At 27.3% G+C, this 20,823-nt stretch carries 16 protein-coding genes; 14 read left to right on the top strand and 2 right to left on the bottom strand.

The genetic code is table 11. The features are described 5' to 3' along the window. The first annotated feature begins 195 nt into the window (after nt 1-195). From I4V51_RS01645 to I4V51_RS01620, 6 genes are all read left to right on the top strand, one after another. On the top strand, nt 196-5,523 hold the full coding sequence (locus I4V51_RS01645) for a beta-N-acetylglucosaminidase domain-containing protein (protein ID WP_195986598.1): 5,328 nt from the start codon (nt 196-198) through the stop codon (nt 5,521-5,523). Between the two features lie 283 nt (nt 5,524-5,806). Next, a complete protein-coding gene (locus I4V51_RS01640) occupies nt 5,807-7,741 on the top strand; it encodes an FUSC family protein (RefSeq protein WP_195986597.1) in 1,935 nt (644 codons plus the stop codon). Nucleotides 7,742-7,947: 206 nt separating this feature from the next. Further along, a complete protein-coding gene (locus tag I4V51_RS01635) occupies nt 7,948-8,445 on the top strand; it encodes a TM2 domain-containing protein (RefSeq protein ID WP_195986596.1) in 498 nt (165 codons plus the stop codon). A gap of 39 nt (nt 8,446-8,484) precedes the next feature. Further along, nucleotides 8,485-9,645: a serine hydrolase domain-containing protein gene (locus tag I4V51_RS01630; protein ID WP_195986595.1), complete on the top strand. Its 1,161-nt coding sequence runs from the start codon at nt 8,485-8,487 to the stop codon at nt 9,643-9,645. Between the two features lie 181 nt (nt 9,646-9,826). Continuing rightward, nucleotides 9,827-10,843 (top strand): polysaccharide deacetylase family protein, encoded by a 1,017-nt coding sequence (locus I4V51_RS01625; RefSeq protein ID WP_195986594.1) that lies wholly within the window; start codon nt 9,827-9,829, stop codon nt 10,841-10,843. 135 nt (nt 10,844-10,978) lie between these two features. After that, complete coding sequence (locus I4V51_RS01620) at nt 10,979-12,019, top strand: polysaccharide deacetylase family protein (RefSeq protein ID WP_243281355.1); 1,041 nt, start codon at nt 10,979-10,981, stop codon at nt 12,017-12,019. A 122-nt stretch (nt 12,020-12,141) separates the two neighbouring features. Here the strand turns inward: I4V51_RS01620 and I4V51_RS01615 are convergent, their stop codons facing one another. Then, nucleotides 12,142-12,699 carry a CYTH domain-containing protein gene (locus tag I4V51_RS01615; protein WP_195986593.1) on the bottom strand — a complete coding sequence of 186 codons (558 nt, stop codon included), beginning with the start codon at nt 12,697-12,699 and terminating at the stop codon, nt 12,142-12,144. 210 nt (nt 12,700-12,909) lie between these two features. On the opposite strand from I4V51_RS01615, the gene I4V51_RS01610 reads away from it, so the two are divergent. From I4V51_RS01610 to I4V51_RS01585, 6 genes are all read left to right on the top strand, one after another. Continuing rightward, entirely contained in the window at nt 12,910-13,272 is a 363-nt protein-coding gene (locus tag I4V51_RS01610) for a GntR family transcriptional regulator (RefSeq protein ID WP_195986592.1), read from the top strand. 4 nt (nt 13,273-13,276) lie between these two features. Continuing rightward, nucleotides 13,277-14,149 carry an ABC transporter ATP-binding protein gene (locus I4V51_RS01605; protein ID WP_195986591.1) on the top strand — a complete coding sequence of 291 codons (873 nt, stop codon included), beginning with the start codon at nt 13,277-13,279 and terminating at the stop codon, nt 14,147-14,149. Nucleotide 14,150: 1 nt separating this feature from the next. Next, the gene (locus I4V51_RS01600; protein WP_195986590.1) at nt 14,151-14,906 is read left to right on the top strand and encodes a hypothetical protein; all 756 of its coding nucleotides are present in this window, start codon (nt 14,151-14,153) and stop codon (nt 14,904-14,906) included. A 121-nt stretch (nt 14,907-15,027) separates the two neighbouring features. Continuing rightward, nucleotides 15,028-16,755, top strand: coding sequence for a carboxypeptidase-like regulatory domain-containing protein (locus I4V51_RS01595; RefSeq protein ID WP_195986589.1), 1,728 nt, complete (start codon nt 15,028-15,030; stop codon nt 16,753-16,755). After that, nucleotides 16,752-17,306 carry a sigma-70 family RNA polymerase sigma factor gene (locus I4V51_RS01590; protein ID WP_195986588.1) on the top strand — a complete coding sequence of 185 codons (555 nt, stop codon included), beginning with the start codon at nt 16,752-16,754 and terminating at the stop codon, nt 17,304-17,306. The genes I4V51_RS01595 and I4V51_RS01590 overlap by 4 nt, the downstream gene beginning before the upstream one ends. Next, nucleotides 17,307-17,618, top strand: coding sequence for a hypothetical protein (locus I4V51_RS01585; protein WP_195986587.1), 312 nt, complete (start codon nt 17,307-17,309; stop codon nt 17,616-17,618). 72 nt (nt 17,619-17,690) lie between these two features. Here I4V51_RS01585 and I4V51_RS01580 read toward each other — a convergent pair whose 3' ends face one another. Beyond that, a complete protein-coding gene (locus I4V51_RS01580) occupies nt 17,691-19,052 on the bottom strand; it encodes a dicarboxylate/amino acid:cation symporter (RefSeq protein WP_195986586.1) in 1,362 nt (453 codons plus the stop codon). A gap of 320 nt (nt 19,053-19,372) precedes the next feature. Here I4V51_RS01580 and I4V51_RS01575 point away from each other — a divergent pair, with 320 nt between their 5' ends. Next, nucleotides 19,373-19,558, top strand: coding sequence for a hypothetical protein (locus tag I4V51_RS01575; RefSeq protein WP_195986585.1), 186 nt, complete (start codon nt 19,373-19,375; stop codon nt 19,556-19,558). 380 nt (nt 19,559-19,938) lie between these two features. Beyond that, nucleotides 19,939-20,808, top strand: a complete 870-nt coding sequence (locus tag I4V51_RS01570) for a shikimate dehydrogenase (protein WP_195986584.1) — start codon at nt 19,939-19,941, stop codon at nt 20,806-20,808. Nucleotides 20,809-20,823: the final 15 nt, after the last annotated feature.

Raw genomic sequence — 20,823 nt, 5'->3', positions numbered from 1 at the left:
ATTAACATAAGTAGTTGAAAAGTTATAGTTTCTATAGTAAAATAATGTTAATATAATATAGAAGTTAAATTTAGCGTGCTATCAATAACTATTGAGCATTAGCTGAAAAGGATTAGTTTGTCCTTTTCAGCTTTTTTTATTTTTTTAAATTAAGCTTCTATAAAAATAAAATTATATTAAATGGGGGATAAAAAGATGATAAAAAGAACAAAAAAAGGGTTATCACTTTTAATTGCGGCTACAATAGCTGTATCTAATTTAATGTTACCAAGGGAAATATCGGCAACGGTAATTTCAAACACAGATTCAAATGCACCAATTGTGAATGAAGGATATGAAATTTATCCAGTTCCACAATCTTCAACTTATGAAAATACTAGTTTTAATGTTGGAGAGTCTGTAAACGTTGTATTTGAGAGTGGAGTAGATATATATACTCAAAATAAACTTAAGGAAGTATTGAATTTACATAATATTAATTTTAATATTTCTGATGGAATTGTAGATGGAGAAACTAATATACTTATTGGAATTAATGAATCTAATGGAGTTGTTGATAATTATTTTAATACTCAAGTACCTCATGAAGAGCAATTTTTTGAAGAAAAAACAGATGCACATATAGTTTCTTCTAATGATAATGTTATTGGGGTATTAGGGGAAGATGCAGATAGTGCCTTTTATGGTGTAACTACTTTAAAGCATGTATTTAATCAATTAGAAAACAATGAAATTAAAGAATTTAGAATAGATGATTACTCAGATGTAGCATATCGTGGATTTATTGAGGGCTATTACGGAAATCCATGGTCTAATGACGATAGAGCAGATCTTATGACTTATGGTGGGGATTATAAATTAAATCAATATATATTTGCACCTAAGGATGATCCATATCACAATTCTAAATGGAGAGAATTATATCCAGAAGATGCACTTCAAGGGATTAAGAAGTTAGCAGCTGCTGGTGAAGCAAGTAAAACTAGATATGTTTATGCATTACACCCTTTTATGCATAATGCTATTAAATTTGATACGGAAGAGAATTATCAAAATGACCTTAATATAATAAAAAAGAAGTTTACACAACTTTTAGAAGCTGGAGTTAGACAGTTTGGTATTTTAGCTGATGATGCAGGAGTTCCAGCTCAAGGGCCAAAAACATATGTAAAATTATTAAATGATTTAACAGTATGGTTAAGAGAACAACAAGAAACTTATCCAGATTTAAAAGATGATATCATCTTCTGTCCAAATGATTATATGGGATGGGGAGGTTCAGAGCAATTAAAAGAGGTTAATAAAGCTGGAGATAATGTTAGTATAGTAATGACTGGTGGTAAAATATGGGGAGAGGTTTCTCAAAACTTTGCTACAAGCTTTAAAAATAACATTGCATCAGAAGGACATGAGGGAAGAGCTCCTTATTTCTGGATAAACTGGCCTTGTTCAGATAACTCTAAGAAGCATTTAATTATGGGTGGTAATGATACATTCTTACATCCTGGGGTACAACCAGAATCAGTTAAGGGTATAGTATTAAACCCAATGCAACAAGCAGAAGCAAATAAATCAGCATTATTTGCAGTTGCCGATTATGCTTGGAATATTTGGTCTGATAAAGCTGGAGCAGATAAAAACTGGGAAGATTCATTTAAATATATGGATCATGGAACTGCAGAAGAAACAGCATCGTCTACAGCATTAAGAGAATTAAGTAAGCACATGATAAATCAAAACATGGATGGTCGTGTTACGGCATTACAAGAATCAGTAGAATTAGCACCAAAATTAAATGCATTTAAGGAAAAGTATGCAACTGGAGCTAGTATTAAAGAAGATGCAGAAGCTTTAATAGCAGAGTTTACAAAGTTAAAGGAATATGCTGCTTATTATAAAGAAAATCCAGGTAACACTCGTACTAGAGATCAAATAATTTACTGGTTAAATTGTTGGGAAGACACAACAACAGCTGCAATTGGATATTTAAAGGCTGCAATTGCTGCAGAAGAAGGGGATAATAATGAAACTTGGGCTCAATATTCAGAGGCACAAGCTGCATTTGAAAAATCTAAGACGTATGGATTCCATTATGTAGATCATACTGAATATGCTGAAGTAGGTGTACAACATATAGTTCCATTTATTAAATTTATGGGACAAAATCTTTCAAGTGTTGTAGGTTCAATTGTAGATCCAAGTAAGGTAATATCTACATTTATAACAAATAGAACAGATGCACCAGCAGGAAGCACAGATAATTTATTCGATAATAACCCAGAAACTGAAATTGTTTATAAAAATCCAAATTCTGTTGCAACAGGAACTTATGTTGGAGTTAAATACAATAAGCTTATAAAACTAAAAGATGTTGAAATTGTAATGGGTGCAAAAGCAAATGCAAATGATACAATGCAAGAAGCTAAAGTTCAATATACAGTAGATGGGGACAATTGGGTAGATATAAATGAAGAAGTATATTCTATGCCACAAAAAATTGTAATAGAAGGATTAGATTTACAAGTTAAGGGAGTTCGTGTAATTGCAACTAAAGATAAATCAAATACTTGGTTAGGTATTAAAGATATTACTGTAAACAAAGGTGATATGGAATCGGCAGGAGGAGATACAGAAATAAATGCATCTCTTATAAGAACACCAGGCTGGGGAGTTTATAGCGGAAATGAAGCTAATTTAACTGATGGTAATGATAATACAAGTGTTTGGTATAGAACACATACTGGTGATATGACTCGTGTAGGAGATTATATAGGTTTAGATTTGGGAAAAGTAATTCCAGTTGGAAGAGTTCACTTTGTAGTTGGAGCTGACAACGGAGATAAGTGGACAAAATATAAATTAGAATATTCTACTGATAATCAAGAGTGGACAACTTTCAAAGAATATGATGGTAAGGCTAGTGGAAAAGATAGTATTGATGAAGATTTCCAAGGAATTGAAGCTAGATATGTAAGATTGACAAATATGAAGGAAGAACACAAATGGGTTAAATTCTCAGAATTTAATGTTGAAGCTTGTACTTCATTACCATCTTCTAAATATGTTTATACAAACACACAATTAGATGTAAAGTCAATTTTAGAAAGTGAAGAATTAACTAAGTTAGTAGCAAAAGAAAATATTACTTTAAATGAAGGCGAATATATTGGTATTAAACTAGGTCGTATAAAGGATTTAAAAGAAATAGCTTTAGATGTTTCTAATAATGATGGATTAAAATTACAAACATCTATGAATGCAGTAGAGTGGAATGATGTTACAGATAACTCAAATTTACAAGATGCTCGTTATGTTAGATTAATTGCTAATAAGAGCGTAACATTTGATTTAAATAAATTAGAAGTTAAATCAAATGAAGTTTACTCACCATCATTAGTAAGTGCATATACAGCATATAATGCTGATCCAGCGGTAGTATTTGATGGAAACTTTAATACTGGTGTTAAATTTACAGCAGTACCTAGACAAGGAAATACTATAGTTTATGATTTAGGACAAACTATAAATGTAAATAACCTTAAATATGCTGTGTTAGATACAGAAAAGGATCATATTCGTGATGCTAAGATTCAATTATCTTTAGATGGACAAGAATGGACTGATGTAATCACAATAGGTGATGGAGTTGCAAACTCACGAGAGGATATGGATTCAAAACCACAAGATAATGGATATACTCATGGTAGTTTATCAAATGGAATAGTTCCAATTTCACATAGTTATATGGATAGTGGAGAAATAAATCAAGAGGCTAGATATTTAAGAGTAGAATTTACTGCTAACTATGATCATCGTTGGACTGTTATTAATGAATTCTTAATAAACAATGGAGAATATATTCCAACAGTTAATGATCCAACATTTGTTTCTAACCCAATAGAAGTAAAGGGATTTGAACCACAAAACATTAAAGATGGAGATTTAACTAGTGCATATAAACCAAATACTAATAATGGAGAAATAAAGAGTGGAAGCTTAACTTATAGATTATCTGAAAATACTGATGTTAAGAAGATAAACATTGTTCAAAGTGGAAGCAGTATTTCAAATGCTAAGGTAATGGTTAGAACTGGATATAATGAAGCTGGTGAAGAGATTTGGAACCAAATTGGAGTATTAAATAAGAGCTTAAATGAAATAGTAAATACTAAGTATGATAATATTTTTGAAGTTAAGATTGAATGGGAAGGAACAGCTCCTACTATTTATGAATTAATTACAATTAATGATTATGAAGTACCTAATATAAGCGACTTAGAAGAACTTATAGCTTCAAGTAATTATGCTCAAGAAGATTATACAGCTAACAGCTGGAATGCATATAACAAAGCGTTAGAAGCTGCAAAGAAAGTTGTTGAAAATCTTGGAAGTGCATCACAAGAAGATGTTAATACTGCTAAAGAAAACTTAACAGTTGCAATAACTGGATTAGTTGATATTTCAGGATTAAATAACGTTATAAATAAAGGTAATGATATTATAAATGGTGATGTTCAATATACTGAAGAAACATTAAATGTTCTTAAGGAAGCAATAGCTAATGCAACTACAGTAGTAGAAAATGCAGCAGCAACAACAGAAGATGTTAATAGTGCTATTGAAGCAGTAGAAGCAGCTATTGATGGCTTAATAGAAAAAGAAGAAGAAAGTAATGTAATAAATAAACATTTACAAATAGCTGTAGAAGAAGCTGAAAAGGTATCAGAAGCTGATCTTGAAAATGTTGTACCTGTAGTTGTTGAAGAATTTAAGGCTGCCCTTGCAGAAGCTAAAACAATATTAGGTAATAAAGATGCTACTCAAGAAGAAGTTAACACATCATTTGATAGATTAAGTAAAGCAATGCAAATGTTATCTTTTGAAAAAGGAAATAAGGAACACTTAATTTCATTAGTAGAAAGAATTAGCGGATTAGAAAGTAATGATTATATTTCAGATACTTGGAATAAGCTTCAAGTAGTATTAGCAAAAGCTAATGGTGTAATTGCTGACCAAAATGCTATGGAAGAAGAAGTTACTAAAACTTATGATGAGTTATTAAGAGCATTCTTAGAATTAAGATTAAAACCAAGTAAAGATAGACTAGAAGATTTAATAAATAAAGCTGAAGGATTAGATTCAAATAAGTATACTAAAGATACATGGAATACATTAGTTTCAAAACTTAATTCAGCTAAAGTTGTGTTAGCAAATGATGATGCAACTGAAGAAGAGGTAATAAATGCAGAAAGAGAATTAAAGGGAGCTCTTGATGGATTAATTGCTAATGCAGATGATAACAATTCAAATAATAACAATAATAACTCTAATAATGGAGGAAATGGATCAAATAACAATAGCTCAAATAATAATAGCTCAAATAATGCAGGTACAGGAAACAATAATAATGGAAATAGCAATGGAAAGTTACCTGCAACAGGGGGAACTTCATCAGTAGCAGCAGTATTATTAGGAGCTATAACAGCAGGAGTAGGTTCATTATTAAGAAGAAAGAAAAAATAATAAGTGTTATTAAAGACATACGTAGTAAGTAATCTTTAATAATAATTTATAAAAAATGGAGGATTCTAGTTTGAATCCTCCATTTTGTTATTTAAATTCAAAGAATAATAAGAGAAAAGTTAAATAATGTTATGAATAAAAGATAATAACACAGATGAAATCGTTTGTTATAGGTATATTAAGAAAAATTTTAATAAATATTGTTAAAATATGAAATTGATTCAATAACTAATTAGTAGTAGAATTGTTTCTTGTATATTTATTTGTAAAAGGGGAGAGTATTTTGGAGTGGCAAAAAAGAATAACTAAACAATTTGTTATATCACAGACTATTTTATATGTTTTTATAGTAGCATTTGTAATTATATTTAAAACTATTTTGGGAGATAAAAATACACTTATAGGAGTAACAAGTATAACAGCAATGTTAATGCTTACAAAAGTTAATCTTACTATTTCTCCAGGAAAAAATTTGATGAAATTATTCGTAATAAATATAGGAATGGGTATATTTTCATATCTAGCAAATCTTAATACGTGGGGAGCTATACCTTTAAATTTTATAGCTATATTTATAATAAGTTACACATTTTATTATAATTTAAAGTTCCCGATATATTTACCATTTTCATTACAATATTTATTTTTAATAGCAACACCAATTACTTTAGCTGAATTGCCAATGAGATTAATTTCATTACTTGCAGCGCCAATTGGAATTATGTTAATTCAATTATTAGTTAATAAAAATAAAACTACTAAGGTTGGAAACAAGTTAATAGGTAGTATTTGTGATGATATTATAAAAAAGATAAGTGACAATAGTATTAGTAAAGATGAAATAAATAAATCAATAAAAAGTAATTCTAATGAATTTAGAAAAATTATTTTTGATAATAGAAAAGATGATTTTTATATAACAGAAGAAGGAAGAATAAAATTAAATATTGTTGTAATACTAGAGAAACTTTCAAATGAAATAGATAAAATTAGTTGTAATGATAGAAAAATATTAAATGATTTAGTAAAGTGCTTAAAGGAATTAAAAGAAAGTTTAGGGGATAAAGATAATTTAACTAGTATTAATGAGAATATAAGAAGTTTAATAAATAGTTATACTAAAGAAGATATTTCTGATGTATATGATTTAAGAATATTAAACACTATTAATATGTTAAATATATCTTTAGAAGAGTTAAAATCATTAGGTATAGAAAATTATAATAATATAAATGATAAAGCTGGTATACCGGACAAGTATAAAATGGTTAATGTTCATAAGAAAGAGTTCTATAGTAAGTCATTAAAGTTTTCATATTCAGTAAGGGTATCATTAGGTATAACTGTTGCGGCTTTTATTTGTGATTACTTTAAGCTTGCAGAAGGTAGATGGATTTACTTTACAGCATTATCTATAATAATTCCTATATATGAATTATCAAAACAAAAAATGAAGGATAGAATGTTTGCAACACTTGTTGGAGGAGTTATAATAGTTATACTATTTACTATATTTACAAGTACATTATCAAGGGTATTAATATTAATGATTGCAGGTTATTTAAAATCATATACAACAACTTATAGGTGTGGAACTATTTATAGTACAGTATCTGCTATAGGTTCAGCAGCAATGTTAGGTGGAGAAGTTGTTTTAACATTAGATAGAATATTATTTGTTATAGTAGGTATTATAATTGGTATAATAATTAATAGATTTGTATTACCAGTAAAAATGAAGGATGCGAATAAAGAATTAATGGATATGTATAGTGAAGTAGTATCTGAGATGTTAAATGAGGTATATGAAGAAGCAAAAAATGAGAATGACAATACTCATGAAATTGATACATTAATACTTGTAAGTTCGATGATAGAAGAGAGGATTTCTTCAAATAACAGTGATTCAGTTACTGAGGGTGATTCTATTTACTTTGATAAAATAAGGGAATTAGTTGTAGATATTTATCAATTATATGCATTAGTAAAAAGAAGTGAAGTTAAGTATAAACACGTTGAACATATGCTTGATGATTTAAATTTATTATCAAAGGTAGGAAAAGAAAATATTGATAATATAATAGAAATAGTGAAAGAGCATATTGTATCAGCTAAAGGAATTAAAAATAAGATAATATTTGAAAGTATAAGAGGTGTTTTATCTCAAATAAAAGAAATAAAGGAAATAAAGGAAATAGGAAATGTTTCTTTTAGTTAAATTGCATAATAAAAAGTAAATAAATTAATATAAAAGTTAACAAAAAACTTAGGTAATAATAACCTAGGTTTTTTGTTATTATTATATTAAAAACCACATTTTTTAGAATAAGTAGTAATAATAATAAAGTATATAATGAAATATATAGATAAGCTTTCAATAAATACTGTATAATATTTACATAGTTGATTAAGGGGGAAAGGAATATGTATTGTAAAAATTGTGGAGAAAAATTAAATGAAGGTGTTAACTTTTGCTTTAACTGTGGATTTAAAGCAGGTGAAGGACAAGGCTATTGTGAAAATTGTGGCGTAAGAGTAAATGGAACTACTTGTAGTAATTGTGGAAATGTAATAGAAAATTATAAGGAAGATTTAAAGGAAAATACTTATAATAATCAAAACTATTCTTCAAATAATAATACAGGTTATTCTAGTAACTATAATAATCAAGGAAATAACCAAGGTTATGTAACAAAAAGACAAAAATCAAAAGTTGCAGCAGGAATATTAGGGATTTTGGTTGGAGGACTTGGAATTCATAGATTTTACTTAGGATATGTAGGAATAGGAATTTTACAAATTGTAGTTACTATTTTAACTTGTGGCGCAGGTAGCCTTTGGGGATTTATTGAAGGAATACTTATTTTATGTGGAACTACAATAACTACAGACGCTGATGGAGTACCTTTATCAGATAATTAGTTAATTCAAAATATGCAACGGATAAAAGGGTGAGTATAGGTGAGTGAAAAGATTGAAAAATTAGTAAAAGAAGAATTGGAAAATGGAAATTTAGCTGGTGTAAGTATTTATGCAGTTAAAGATGGTAAAGAAGTTTTTAGTAAGCAGTTTGGATATTCTAATTTAGAAGAAAAAATAGAAATAAAAAGAGATACCATTTTTAACATATATTCAATGACTAAGCCAATTACAGCTGCAGCAGCAATGATTTGTGTTGAACGTAGATTATTTTCATTAGATACTCCAGTATCTAAATTTTTAGATGGTTTTAAAAATCAAAAAGTTTTATGTAATGGAAAGTTAGAAGATGTTCATAGGGAAGTAGTAATAAAAGATTTATTAACTATGACTTCGGGAGTGGCATATCCAAGCGATACTGAGGTTGGGATAAAGGTTAATGAAGTTGTTAATGAAGCTATTGAAAAAGAGTTAATGGGAAAACCATTAAAAACAATAGAGTTTTGCAATAAATTAGGACAAGTACCTTTAGAGTTTCAACCAGGCGAGAAATGGGCTTATGGATTTTCAGCTGATATACTTGGTGCTGTAATTGAAGTTGTATCAGGAAAAAAATATAGAGATTTCTTAAAGGATGAATTTTTTAAACCTTTAGAAATGATAGATACAGATTTTTATGTTCCGGAAGAAAAGTGGAATAGATTTGCAAAGGTATATGAATATTTTGAAGAAGAACCTAAATTAAGACCTTATAATGGATATAATTTGGCTATAATGAGACAAAATAAATTGCCAGGTTTTGAGTCAGGGGGAGCGGGATTAGTATCTACATATGATGATTATTTACATTTTGACATTATGTTAATTAATGATGGAATATATAAGAATAATAGAATCTTAAGTAAAGAATCTATTGAGTTTATGAGAACTAATCATTTAAATGAGGAACAGATAAAAACATATGATTGGGAAAAACTAAAGGGATATGGATATGGTGCTTTAGTTAAGGTTTTAAAAGATAAAAATTCAGCTAATACTCCTGGAGCTATAGGGCAATTTGGGTGGGGAGGATGGGCTGGAACAGAGTCCGTAATTGACCCAGAAAATAATACTATAATATTATATTTCATTCAAAGAATTAATAAAGATGATACAGTTGAAATTAATATAAGAAACCAGATTTATAAAACTTATTTTAATTAATAGAAGATTAATAGATAAAAAGGAAAAGTGATGACTTTTCCTTTTTATTATGTAAAAATAAGACGAAGAATATAAAGTATATTTAAAAATTTAGGAAAAGAGTTTTGGAGAATATTTTAATATATGTTAATATATATTAGTAATAGAAATTACATAATTTTAAAAGTAGGGGATGTTAACAATGAAAGGAAAAAGGGTTAATAGAAAGAAGTATAGGGCTAGAAAAAGTAGAAAAAGTGCTATTTTTTTAGTAGTAACTTTTTTTATAGTATGTGCAGTTGTTTTAGCTATTAAGTTTATTCCTAAAAAGGATAAATTTAATGTACAAGTTGGTGCAAATCAAGAGCAAGAAAAAAATAATGTGGAATTAAACAAATCTAAAGATAATCAAGAAAAAAATGATTTTGAAGATAAAGAAGTTACAAATAATACAGAAGACAAAGTAAGAAATACATTAGATAATAGTAATTACTTAGAGTTAAAGGATGATCCTAATGCAGATGATGCAGCAATGGTTTCTGAAAATACTAAAGGACTTTTAAATGGGACTAAGACATATCCTGTAAGAACTGATGGTAAGAAGGTTGTTTATTTAACTTTTGATGATGGACCATCAACAACAAACACCCCAGAAGTACTAAAAGTTTTAGATAAATATAATGTCAAGGGAACATTTTTTGTTTTAGGAAAATCACTTGAAGGCAATGAAGGGGCAAAAAATGTATTAAAAGATATTGCGAAAAGTGGACATGCTATAGCAAATCATACATATGGACATGATTATTCATACTTATATCCTAATAGAACTATGAATGTAGATAATATTGTTTCAGATATTGAAAAAAATAATAATGTAATGAAGGAAATATTAGGACAGGATTTTAAAACAAGAGTTATTAGATTCCCTGGTGGATATTGGTCATGGGAAGGACGTACACCTATGAAAGATAAAATGATAGAAAAGGGATATTGTAATATAGATTGGAATGCACTAAATAAGGATGCTGAAGGTAAGGCGAAAAATGCAGGAGAATTACTACAAAGTACTAAGGAAACTGTAGAAGCTTTGGGACCAAATGCAGATAGTGTTGTTCTTTTGATGCATGATACATATGGAAAAGAGGAAACTGTAAAGGCTCTTCCACAAATAATAGAATATTTACAAGGTAGTGGATATGAATTTAGAACTATCAAATAGTTAGATACATAAATAAGGGATAAGTAAAAAACTTGTCCTTTTATTTTTTTATTGAAATATAATTGTAATACTTTTGTAACGAATTTATATATAGATATGTTGTATAGTATTATTAGAGAAAAGAGCAGATGTATAATGAAATTAATTAAAAAAAATGGTGGAGGAAAACATAAAATAATGGATCATAAGAATAAAAGAGTTAGTAAAAAGAAGAAAAGACAAAGAAAAAAGGCTATATTAGCAATATGTATTTTAATAGTGATTGCAGTATTTGTAGGAATTAAATTTATTCCTAAACATGAAAATCAAAATTTGCAAATAGAAAATAATGGGACAAGTAATGATGGTAAAAATGACAATGAGACAATTGATAATGGACAATCTAATAATAAGGAAGAGGCAGAGAATAAAGATAAGGTAGAAGTTCCTAAATTAGATAATAGTGGTTATACATCATTTGAAGAAGACCCTAATGCAGATGATGGGGCGGTTGTTGCAGCAAATACTAAGGGACTTTTAAATGGAACTAAAACATATCCTGTAAGAACAGATGGTAAGAAGGTTGTTTATTTAACTTTTGATGATGGACCATCAACTACTAATACCCCAGGTGTATTAGATATATTAGATAAATATAATGTAAAAGCAACATTCTTTGTTTTAGGAACATCTATATCAGCTAATGATCAAGCAAAAGAATTACTAAAAGAGGAAGTTGCTAGAGGACATGCAATAGCAAATCATACATATAGCCATGACTATTCATATTTATATCCTAATAGAGTTATGAATGTAAATAATATTGTATCAGACCTTCAAAAAAATGAAAATGTAATGAAAGAAGTATTAGGAAAAGACTTTACAACAAGAGTAATTAGATTACCGGGTGGATATTGGTCATGGGACGGTCGTACAGCGATGAAGGAGGCCATGGAACAAGATGGATATTATAATGTAGACTGGAATGCCTTAGACAAAGATGCTGAAGGTGCAAAGAAAAATGCAGATCAATTAGTACAATGTACTAAAGAAAGTGTAGAAGCTTTAGGACCAAATGCAGATAGCGTTGTTTTATTAATGCATGACACTTATGGAAAAGAAGAAACTGTAAAGGCCCTTCCAAGAATAATTGAGTATTTACAAAGCAAAGGTTTTGAGTTTAAGACTATAAAGTAAAATATAATATGAGTCAAATAATTAAATTACAAAATATATAAAAGTTAAGGCCTGGTAGGCAGTTAAGAAGTTTAAAACTTAATTGACGATAGGTCCTTAACTTTTTTTCTTTACGATATTTTTTATCTTCCTTTTATTTTACCTTCTATTCCTCTTTCGGCAAGAATTTCATAAATAGTTTTAGACGTAGTATCAGCTAAAGTATAACCTATTAATTTAAGTGTCTCTTCAAGTTTTTCTTCAGAAGTAGTTTCAATTTCTAAGTATGGAAAAGGACAAAAGCTCTTATCATTAATATCAATTTCAATTAAAGAATCATTGATTTTATAGCTTTCTCTATATTTAGAAATAGATTCTTGAAGCATAAGGCCTAAAGATTTAAATATTTTTCTAGCCATTTCTCCATCTTCAACTATAGTTTCATTTTCTTCCATAACTTTAAATGTACCTTGACTTAACATTTTTTTTGTAGTCATAAATACAGTTTCTTTGCCAGTAAGTCTATCAATAGTAGTTCTAACTCTTGCATAGCCTTTAGCAGCTAAAAGCCTACCATCCTCAAAGTCATATATTTCATTAACTTGATCTTCAGATTTAACTTTAACAGCGCCTAAAGAATTCATTTTATTTCTAATATCTTCAACATCAATATCCATTACTCTAGTTTCTAATTCTTTCATTTAACATAACTCCCTTCAATTATTAAATAATAGATATATTATACAATAAAATAAGATCAATATCATATTAGATAATGTTTATAAAGTTATTTGTAAAAATATACTAAATATACATTAAATTAGTTGACAGGTATAACCAGAAGTTATATAGTTAATTATATAAGTAATTAACTAATTAACTACTAAACAAAAGGGAGGTTAGAATAAAATATGATTATAGAATTTAACAATGATATTCCTATTTACATTCAAATAGCACAATCGATAGAAGATAATATTATAAAGGGAATTTTCGAAGAAGATGAAATGATACCATCAACTACAGAAATATCAGTTAAGTATAAGATAAATCCAGCTACTGTGGGAAAAGGATTTAATATTTTAGTTGATGAAGGAATTATATATAAAAAAAGGGGTGTTGGTATGTTTGTTTCAAAAGGAAGTAAGGAATTATTAATGAGTAAAAGAAAAGAAAGTTTCTTTAATGATTATATAATTACACTTTTAGATGAGGCAAAGAAATTAAATATATCAATTGAAGATATTATAAAAATGATTAATAAAGAGGGGTAAAAATATGGCTACAATAAAGGTTAAAAGGGTAAATAAAAGTTATAACAAAAAAGAAGTTTTAAAAGATATAAATATAACTTTTGAGAAAAATAAAATTTATGGTTTACTAGGTAGAAATGGGGCTGGAAAAACTACTTTATTAAATTTAATTACTGATAGGGCAATAGTTGATTCTGGTGAAATAACAGTTGATGGTGAAAATGTATATGAAAATGACAAGGCGTTAGAAAAGATATATTTTATGACTGAAAAAACTCTTTATCCAGAGGACTTTAAAGTAAAAGATATATTTAAATGGACTAAGGAATTTTATAATAATTTTGATAGTAAGTATTCTTTAGAATTAGCCAAAAAGTTTAGTCTAAATGTTAATACTAAAATAAAGAATCTCTCTACAGGCTATAATTCAATATGCAAAATAATAACTGCACTTGCTTCAAATGCAGAAGTACTAATATTTGATGAGCCTGTATTAGGACTTGATGCAAATCATAGAGAATTATTTTATAAAGTGCTAATGGAAAATTATATTGAAAGCCCTAAAACTATAATTTTATCTACTCATATTATTGAAGAAGTTTCAAATTTAATAGAAAAGGTAGTTATTTTAAATAATGGTAAAATTATTACTAGTGATGAAGCAGAGGAATTATTAGAAAAATCATATACAGTTTCAGGATTAACTGAAAATATAGATAAGTTTGTAGAAGCAAAAAATATAGTAAATATTGAAGAAATAACATCATTTAAATCTGCCACTATAATAGGTAATTTAACTAAGGAAGATAAGAAGTTAGCGGAAGATTTAGACTTAAAGTTTTCAAAGGTTGAATTACAAAAGTTATTTATATATTTAACTGAAAAGGAGGAGGTTTAATATGAAAAGTTTGAAGATTGCTAAGATGAATATTGAAAGTATTATGAAATCTGCAGCAATATATTATTCAATATTTATTGTTATAATTATAGGCTTATGTACAATTAATTATATTAATAATATAAACAGTACAATGTCAGGACTAGAGTTTGCAACTATAATATTTTTATTTGTTTGTGGATTAAATTCTTTTAAATCAAATTTTTATTTTGCTAAAAGTAGTGGTGTTTCAAGAAAAACATTTATTAAAGGTTTATTAATATCAAGTGTGCCAGTGTCTTTATCTATGTCAATTATAGATATTATAATTAATAGATTAAATAATATTTTTGTTAAAAATCCTACTCTTTATGATATGGCTTATGGAAATTTAATCGATGGAATGAATAGTGTTTATCAAGGTTATTGGGTGCAAAATAATAGTTTTACTACTATTATTAATACAATTTTATTTCAATTTACATTTTGTCTTTTAGCTTATGTAGCAGGTATAGTAATTAACATGGTTTATTATAGATCTAATAGTTATATAAAAGTAATAGTATCAGCTATTCCAATAGCATTTATAATATTTAGTGGCAATTTTTCTATAAAAAATCCTGGATTAACAATGAAAATAAATAAGTTTTTTGATTATATATTTGGTTTTAATCCGGTAAATGTTTTTGCATGCATATTAACATTTTTAGTAATAACAATAATTTTATGTGGAGTATCATTTTTATTAATTAGAAAAGCTGTAATTAAGGAAAAATAATAGATAAAAGAGATATAAAAATAAAGCATCTTATTTTAGATGCTTTATTTTTATATTTGTGAAACCTTTTTAAAAAATATAAGTCTAAGATTATATAAGAGGAAAAGGGGGACACATATTAATGAAGGTAATAAAGATAAAAGTTAAAACAATTATATTATCAATATTTATTTTATTTTTTACTATTCCATATATATTTTACTTTATAGGGGTTATAGGTTTTGAGGCTGGTAGCAACAGAAATGAAAGCAATATAAAGACATATACTTCAGGGTTTTTAAAGCTATATGAGCACTATCCAACATTTAAATTTGATATGGGAAGAACTTATTATATGATTGCTATGAGTAATTATGATTATATTAGGGAAGTGCTATATTACTATTCAAATGGAACTACTCTTACTTCAATTAAAAGTGGAAATATGGAGCAAGCCTTAATTGCAAAGAGTTATTTTGAAAAGGGAATAGAATTAGGAGAAGAAGATAGTTATTACGCTAAAAATTTAAATGCTTTAATAAACCTAGAAATGGTTTTAGGAAATGCTGATAAAGCATTTGATTTAATAATGGAAGCTAAAAAGAGTAAAAGTGAAGCTATTAATCAAGTAGCATTATTAAATGAAATTATATATTATGCAAAGCAAGGGGAGTATGATAAAGCTTTAAATTTATGTGATGAAAATGAAGAATATCTACCAGTATTAAAGGGATATAAAAATTCTATTAATTATATTAAAGGTGATATTGATAAAATTGAAACAGAAGGTAATTTAGTAGACTCCAAGGATATTGATAAATATAATGAAAAATTAAGAGAAGAGGCTGAAAAAAATAAGTTAATAGTTTCAGCTGATATTTTAAAGGATATAGATTTTATTAGACCTATAGAATGGTATGAAAAAGGAGTAAGTACAGAAAACATTAATTTTGGAGAAATAAGTGGAAAAGTAACAGTTAAGGGAAAAGCAATAGCTAATACAGCTGTTATTTTACATGAACAATGGGGTGGTATTGGTATTAACCCTGAAAATGGTAGATTAGATTTTAATGGATCTAACTATAAATATAATCAAACTGTTTATACAGATGAAAATGGAGAATTTACTTTTAATAAGGTTTTTCCAAATATAGATTATGGAATAATTTTATCTATACCATCTGTTTATGGAGATAAGGTTTCAAGACAGGAAAATGTTACTCCTATATCTTTAAATGAAGGAGAAAAAGTTAATATTGATATTACTTTAAATGATGAAGTTAAGGTTAATGATATAAAGGCTGATTATGAGAATGATCAAATAGTTATTAATTGTGAAGAATATCCTAATGCTTATTATTATGGAGTAGATATTGGTATTGATTGTTACGTAATATATATTAATGAGATAACAAGTGATAATGAAATAAGGATTCCATTAACTAAAGGTTCACTTCAAAGTTTTTCAATTATGACTCAAACAGAAGATGAAGATGGAAATTTTAGAATGAGTTCTGAATATTATTTGGGAGCTATAGATACTGAAAAAATATATATAAGTGTTAATGCGTATGATGAAAATGGACTAATATTATCAAAATCTACTAAGCCAATTGAAGTTAAGCTAAAAAAGAAGAAGTTAAATGAAGGTGAAAAGCTGATATTAGATTATAAAATAGATGAAGGATATAATTGGCTATATGAAAAGTTGAAAAATGATCCTATGAATAAGGAATATATTTACCCATTAATGAGAATTGCTTATGAAAGAGGAGATACTGAGCTTGGAGATGAATTAATAAATAGATTAGAAGAAATTAATAAAACAGGTTTTGATAAAAAAATGAGAGAGTGGTATGTAATAGAATGATGATAGATAACCTAAGGGGGAAAGAGTTATTAAATAGAATAAATGATGATAGTCAGGCTGTAGTAGAAGAAATTATAGAAGTTTATGGTGATAAGATATTAAAGCTATGTTTTGTACAACTAGGTAATATAGAAGAGGCAGAAGATGCAACTCAAGAAGTGTTTCTTAAGGTGTTTAAAAATATAAGAAGATATAAAGGAGATTCATCAATATATACTTGGATTTATAAAATATCCATAAATACTTGCTTTGATATATTAAAGAAGAAAAATAAATTTAAATTAGACGATATATCTCTATATATAGACTTTATTAATGATAATAAGGCTACAGAAGAGATTATATTAAAAACCTTAACAGCTAAAAATATAAGATTAGCTTTAATGAAAATTCCTGAAAAATATAGAGTATTGCTATATATGTTTTATTTTGAAGAAATGAAAATAACAGAAATTGCAATTATACTTGGAGAAAAAGAAAATACTATAAAGACTAGACTTAAGCGAGGTAAAATAGCGTTAAAAAGGATTATTGAAAAGGAGGGAATTTAATTGGATAATAAAGATTTTGATTCATTATTTGATGATGAAGTAAGAAGCAAAATAAAGAATAGTTTTGATGATATAAAATTAACTTCAGAGTTAAAAGAGAAAATAAATACAGAAGCTTTAATAAATAAAGGCTTTAAGAAGAGAGTTTATGATTTTTTTAATTATGAAATAGAAATTCCAATTGGAAGGATTGGTGTTATAGCTGCAATATTATCCATTATTCCAACAGCCTTTACATTACATGAAGGAAATAAGATAATGGACAATAATATAGAATATAATCAAGGAAATATAAGTGAAAACAATATATAGATAGGGTATTATTAGTGTAATTTTAAAATATTAAAAGGAGTATCTAAGATAGTAGTAGATACTCCTTTTAATTTAATTATTATAGATATTTTTATCTAAAGAGCCTTCAGAGTTAGCAACAACAACAGCAGTTGCAGAATCGCCAATTACATTTAAACAAGTAATAAGCATATCTATAGGTCTATTTATAGCAATAATTAATGAATAAGCTATAAGTGTAGCTTCATTATTAAATCCCATTCCTGTTAATACTGTGAAAAGTATTATTGATGATGAACCAGGTGCAGATGGTGTTCCTATAGAAGCTATTAGTGCTAAAACTGCTATTAATATTATATTTTGAATAGTTAATGAGTAACCAGAACTAGCAGCAATAAATATAGCTGCTATTACTTGCATTATTGCAGTACCATTCATATTAATAGTCATTCCTAAGGGAAGTACAAAAGAGGCAATATCTTTATCAACTCCAAGTTCTTCAACTGTTGTTTTTTCATTTAATGATAATGCAGCAGAAGAGGCTGCAGCTGAAAAACCTAAAAGAGCAACTTTAGCAATTTTTTTCATAAATATAATTGGATTTAATTTAGTTAATAAATAAACAAATAGTGGGTAAGCAATCATTAAAAATATTATTGATGCAATTGCAACTGTAAGCATATATGCTAAAGCCGGTTTTAAACGATCTAGCCCATATACTGCAAAAGTTCTAGTAACTAATACGAAAACAGCAATAGGACTAAATTTAGTTATAATAAACCCTAAAAATACACTAATTATATTATTAATATCAATAAGTAAACTCTTTAAAACTAATATTTTCTCACCAAGAGAATTAATACATAAACCAACAACTACAGCTAAAAATACTATGGATAATACCATTGAATTATTTGTCATAACGTTAGCTATGTTATTAGGAACAGCATTAAGTATTACAAGCAAGGGATTATTTCCACTAGCTGTAGTCACAGATGTAGCAACGTCGCTAGAAAGATTAATATTAAAGAAGCCAAGCTTGTAAGCAGTAAAACCAAATAGACATGCAGTTGCTAATGCAAATACAGATGTAGCTAAAAATCCTAATAGTGTTTTTGATGATATTCTTCCAAGTTTTTTAGTATCACTAATATGACACATAGCAAGTGCTATTGATGAAAATACCATTGGAATTATTATTAATTGAAGACAGTTAATAAATAGCTGCCCTAATATGTAAAAGATACCTATAGAGTTTCTTCCTTCATCAGTAGTTATATCTTGAAATAAAATATTATTAATAGTATTCCATATAAAGATTTTATCATTAGCAATTAATGTTTCTCTTAGTAATATGAAAGCAGAGCCGATAATTAGAGCTAGTACAAGAGATATTGCCATTCTTATAGCAAGCTCAGTAGATTTATTTTTTCCTTTTGTAAAATTAAACTTCATAAAATTATCTCCCAATAATTAATATTAAAATGCTGATAATATTTAGCCTATGTAAAGGTTGTAAATTAACAGATTGAAAATTAAGTGTTGAATATTTTATTAATGGAATATAACTATTTAACGCTACGATAAATAATATATTAGATGAAATAATATGTCAATAATTTAACTAATGTATGTAATAGGAAATGAATTATATATAATAAAAATATAGAAAAAAACTATAAAATTGATAGAAAATATCTATAAAAAGAATTACTAATTAGATATAAAAGTGATAAAATATATATAATAATTTAAATTATAAGGGGGCATATAAAATGAAATTCAACAAATTAAATATGGGGCAATATAATATGATGAAAGTCAAAGAAACACTTAAATGTAGTGTTTGTAATGGCGAAACTAATTATGTAGACTTCTGGAATGGAAATAAGTTTTGTTCTATAGAATGTCAAGATAAGTACTATAAATGGATAAAGAAAAATAAAGAATCAATTGCATAAGATTTTTATAATGATGAGTTAAGATACTTATATCTTAAATTCATCATTATTTTTATATATTAATAGAAACTCCTTTTACACTAGCTAATTCATTAATTTAATAAATTAGGTTTAAGATTTAGGATATTATTTATAATGAAATAGATATTTATTAAGTGAATTCATAAAGTATAGTTATATAATATGATATAATATATAGGTTGTATCTATAGATAATGTGGTTAAAATCAATTGGAATAGTATAGAATACTAGAATATAATAAAAGTGAATTAAGTGTTAAATATTTAACGTTCATTATTTTTATTCAAAAATACTAAGACGATTAAGTTGATTAGAGTAGCTTATAGTAAGAGGCTATTGATATAAAGGAGAGAATACAATGGAAAAACGTATTTCAGGTTATACTACATTAATAGGATTATTAGCAACACCAATTAAGCATACAAGCTCACCAAAGATGCATAATGAAGCATTCCAATACTTAGGTTTAGATTATGCTTACCTTGCATTTGAAGTTGGAAATGATGGATTAGAAGATGCAGTAAAAGGCTTAAAAGCAATGCAAGCTAGAGGATGCAATGTTTCAATGCCAAATAAAACTGTTATTCATAAATACTTAGATAAATTAACTCCAGCTGCAGAACTTGCAGGAGCTGTAAATACAGTAATAAATGATAATGGTATTTTAACTGGACATATAACTGATGGTGTTGGTTATATGAGATCATTAAGTGATGCTGGATTTGATATTATTGGTAAGAAGATGACTATAGTTGGAGCTGGTGGAGCAGCTACAGCAATTTGTATACAAGCAGCTTTAGATGGAGTAGCTGAACTTTCAATATTTAATCAAGATGATGAATTCTTTGCAAGAGCAGAAGAAACAGTTAAGAAAATAAATGAAAAAACTAACTGTAAAGCTAAATTATTTAGATTAGAAGATAAGGAAGCTTTAAGAGAAGAAATTGCTGACTCTGCAATATTCACAAATGCTACTGGAATGGGTATGAAACCATACGTTGGTCAAACTTACATAGAAAAAGATATGTTAAGACCAGATCTTATAGTAAGTGACGTTGTATATCAACCAGCAAAAACTAGATTACTAGAATTAGCTGAGGAAGTTGGATGTAAAAGTATAAATGGATTAGGAATGATGTTATTCCAAGGTGCAGAAGCATTCAAATGCTGGACTGGAGAAGAAATGCCAATAGAACACATGAAAGAATTCTTATTTGGTAGTAAATAATTAAAATTTGGGAGG

The organism is Clostridium sp. D53t1_180928_C8 (assembly GCF_015667795.1).
Classification (GTDB): Bacteria; Bacillota; Clostridia; order Clostridiales; family Clostridiaceae; genus Clostridium.
The sequence above is the reverse complement of the archived record's forward strand: the minus strand, read 5'-3'. Positions and strand labels throughout refer to the sequence as shown.

Coding starts and splice junctions, on each gene's coding strand:
- I4V51_RS01645 (WP_195986598.1), top strand. CDS start 196: ATGATAAAAAGAACAAAAAAAGGGTTATCACTTTTAATTGCGGCTACA.
- I4V51_RS01635 (WP_195986596.1), top strand. CDS start 7,948: ATGTATTGTAAAAATTGTGGAGAAAAATTAAATGAAGGTGTTAACTTT.
- I4V51_RS01625 (WP_195986594.1), top strand. CDS start 9,827: ATGAAAGGAAAAAGGGTTAATAGAAAGAAGTATAGGGCTAGAAAAAGT.
- I4V51_RS01620 (WP_243281355.1), top strand. CDS start 10,979: ATGAAATTAATTAAAAAAAATGGTGGAGGAAAACATAAAATAATGGAT.
- I4V51_RS01615 (WP_195986593.1), bottom strand. CDS start 12,699: ATGAAAGAATTAGAAACTAGAGTAATGGATATTGATGTTGAAGATATT.
- I4V51_RS01610 (WP_195986592.1), top strand. CDS start 12,910: ATGATTATAGAATTTAACAATGATATTCCTATTTACATTCAAATAGCA.
- I4V51_RS01605 (WP_195986591.1), top strand. CDS start 13,277: ATGGCTACAATAAAGGTTAAAAGGGTAAATAAAAGTTATAACAAAAAA.
- I4V51_RS01600 (WP_195986590.1), top strand. CDS start 14,151: ATGAAAAGTTTGAAGATTGCTAAGATGAATATTGAAAGTATTATGAAA.
- I4V51_RS01595 (WP_195986589.1), top strand. CDS start 15,028: ATGAAGGTAATAAAGATAAAAGTTAAAACAATTATATTATCAATATTT.
- I4V51_RS01590 (WP_195986588.1), top strand. CDS start 16,752: ATGATGATAGATAACCTAAGGGGGAAAGAGTTATTAAATAGAATAAAT.
- I4V51_RS01580 (WP_195986586.1), bottom strand. CDS start 19,052: ATGAAGTTTAATTTTACAAAAGGAAAAAATAAATCTACTGAGCTTGCT.
- I4V51_RS01575 (WP_195986585.1), top strand. CDS start 19,373: ATGAAATTCAACAAATTAAATATGGGGCAATATAATATGATGAAAGTC.
- I4V51_RS01570 (WP_195986584.1), top strand. CDS start 19,939: ATGGAAAAACGTATTTCAGGTTATACTACATTAATAGGATTATTAGCA.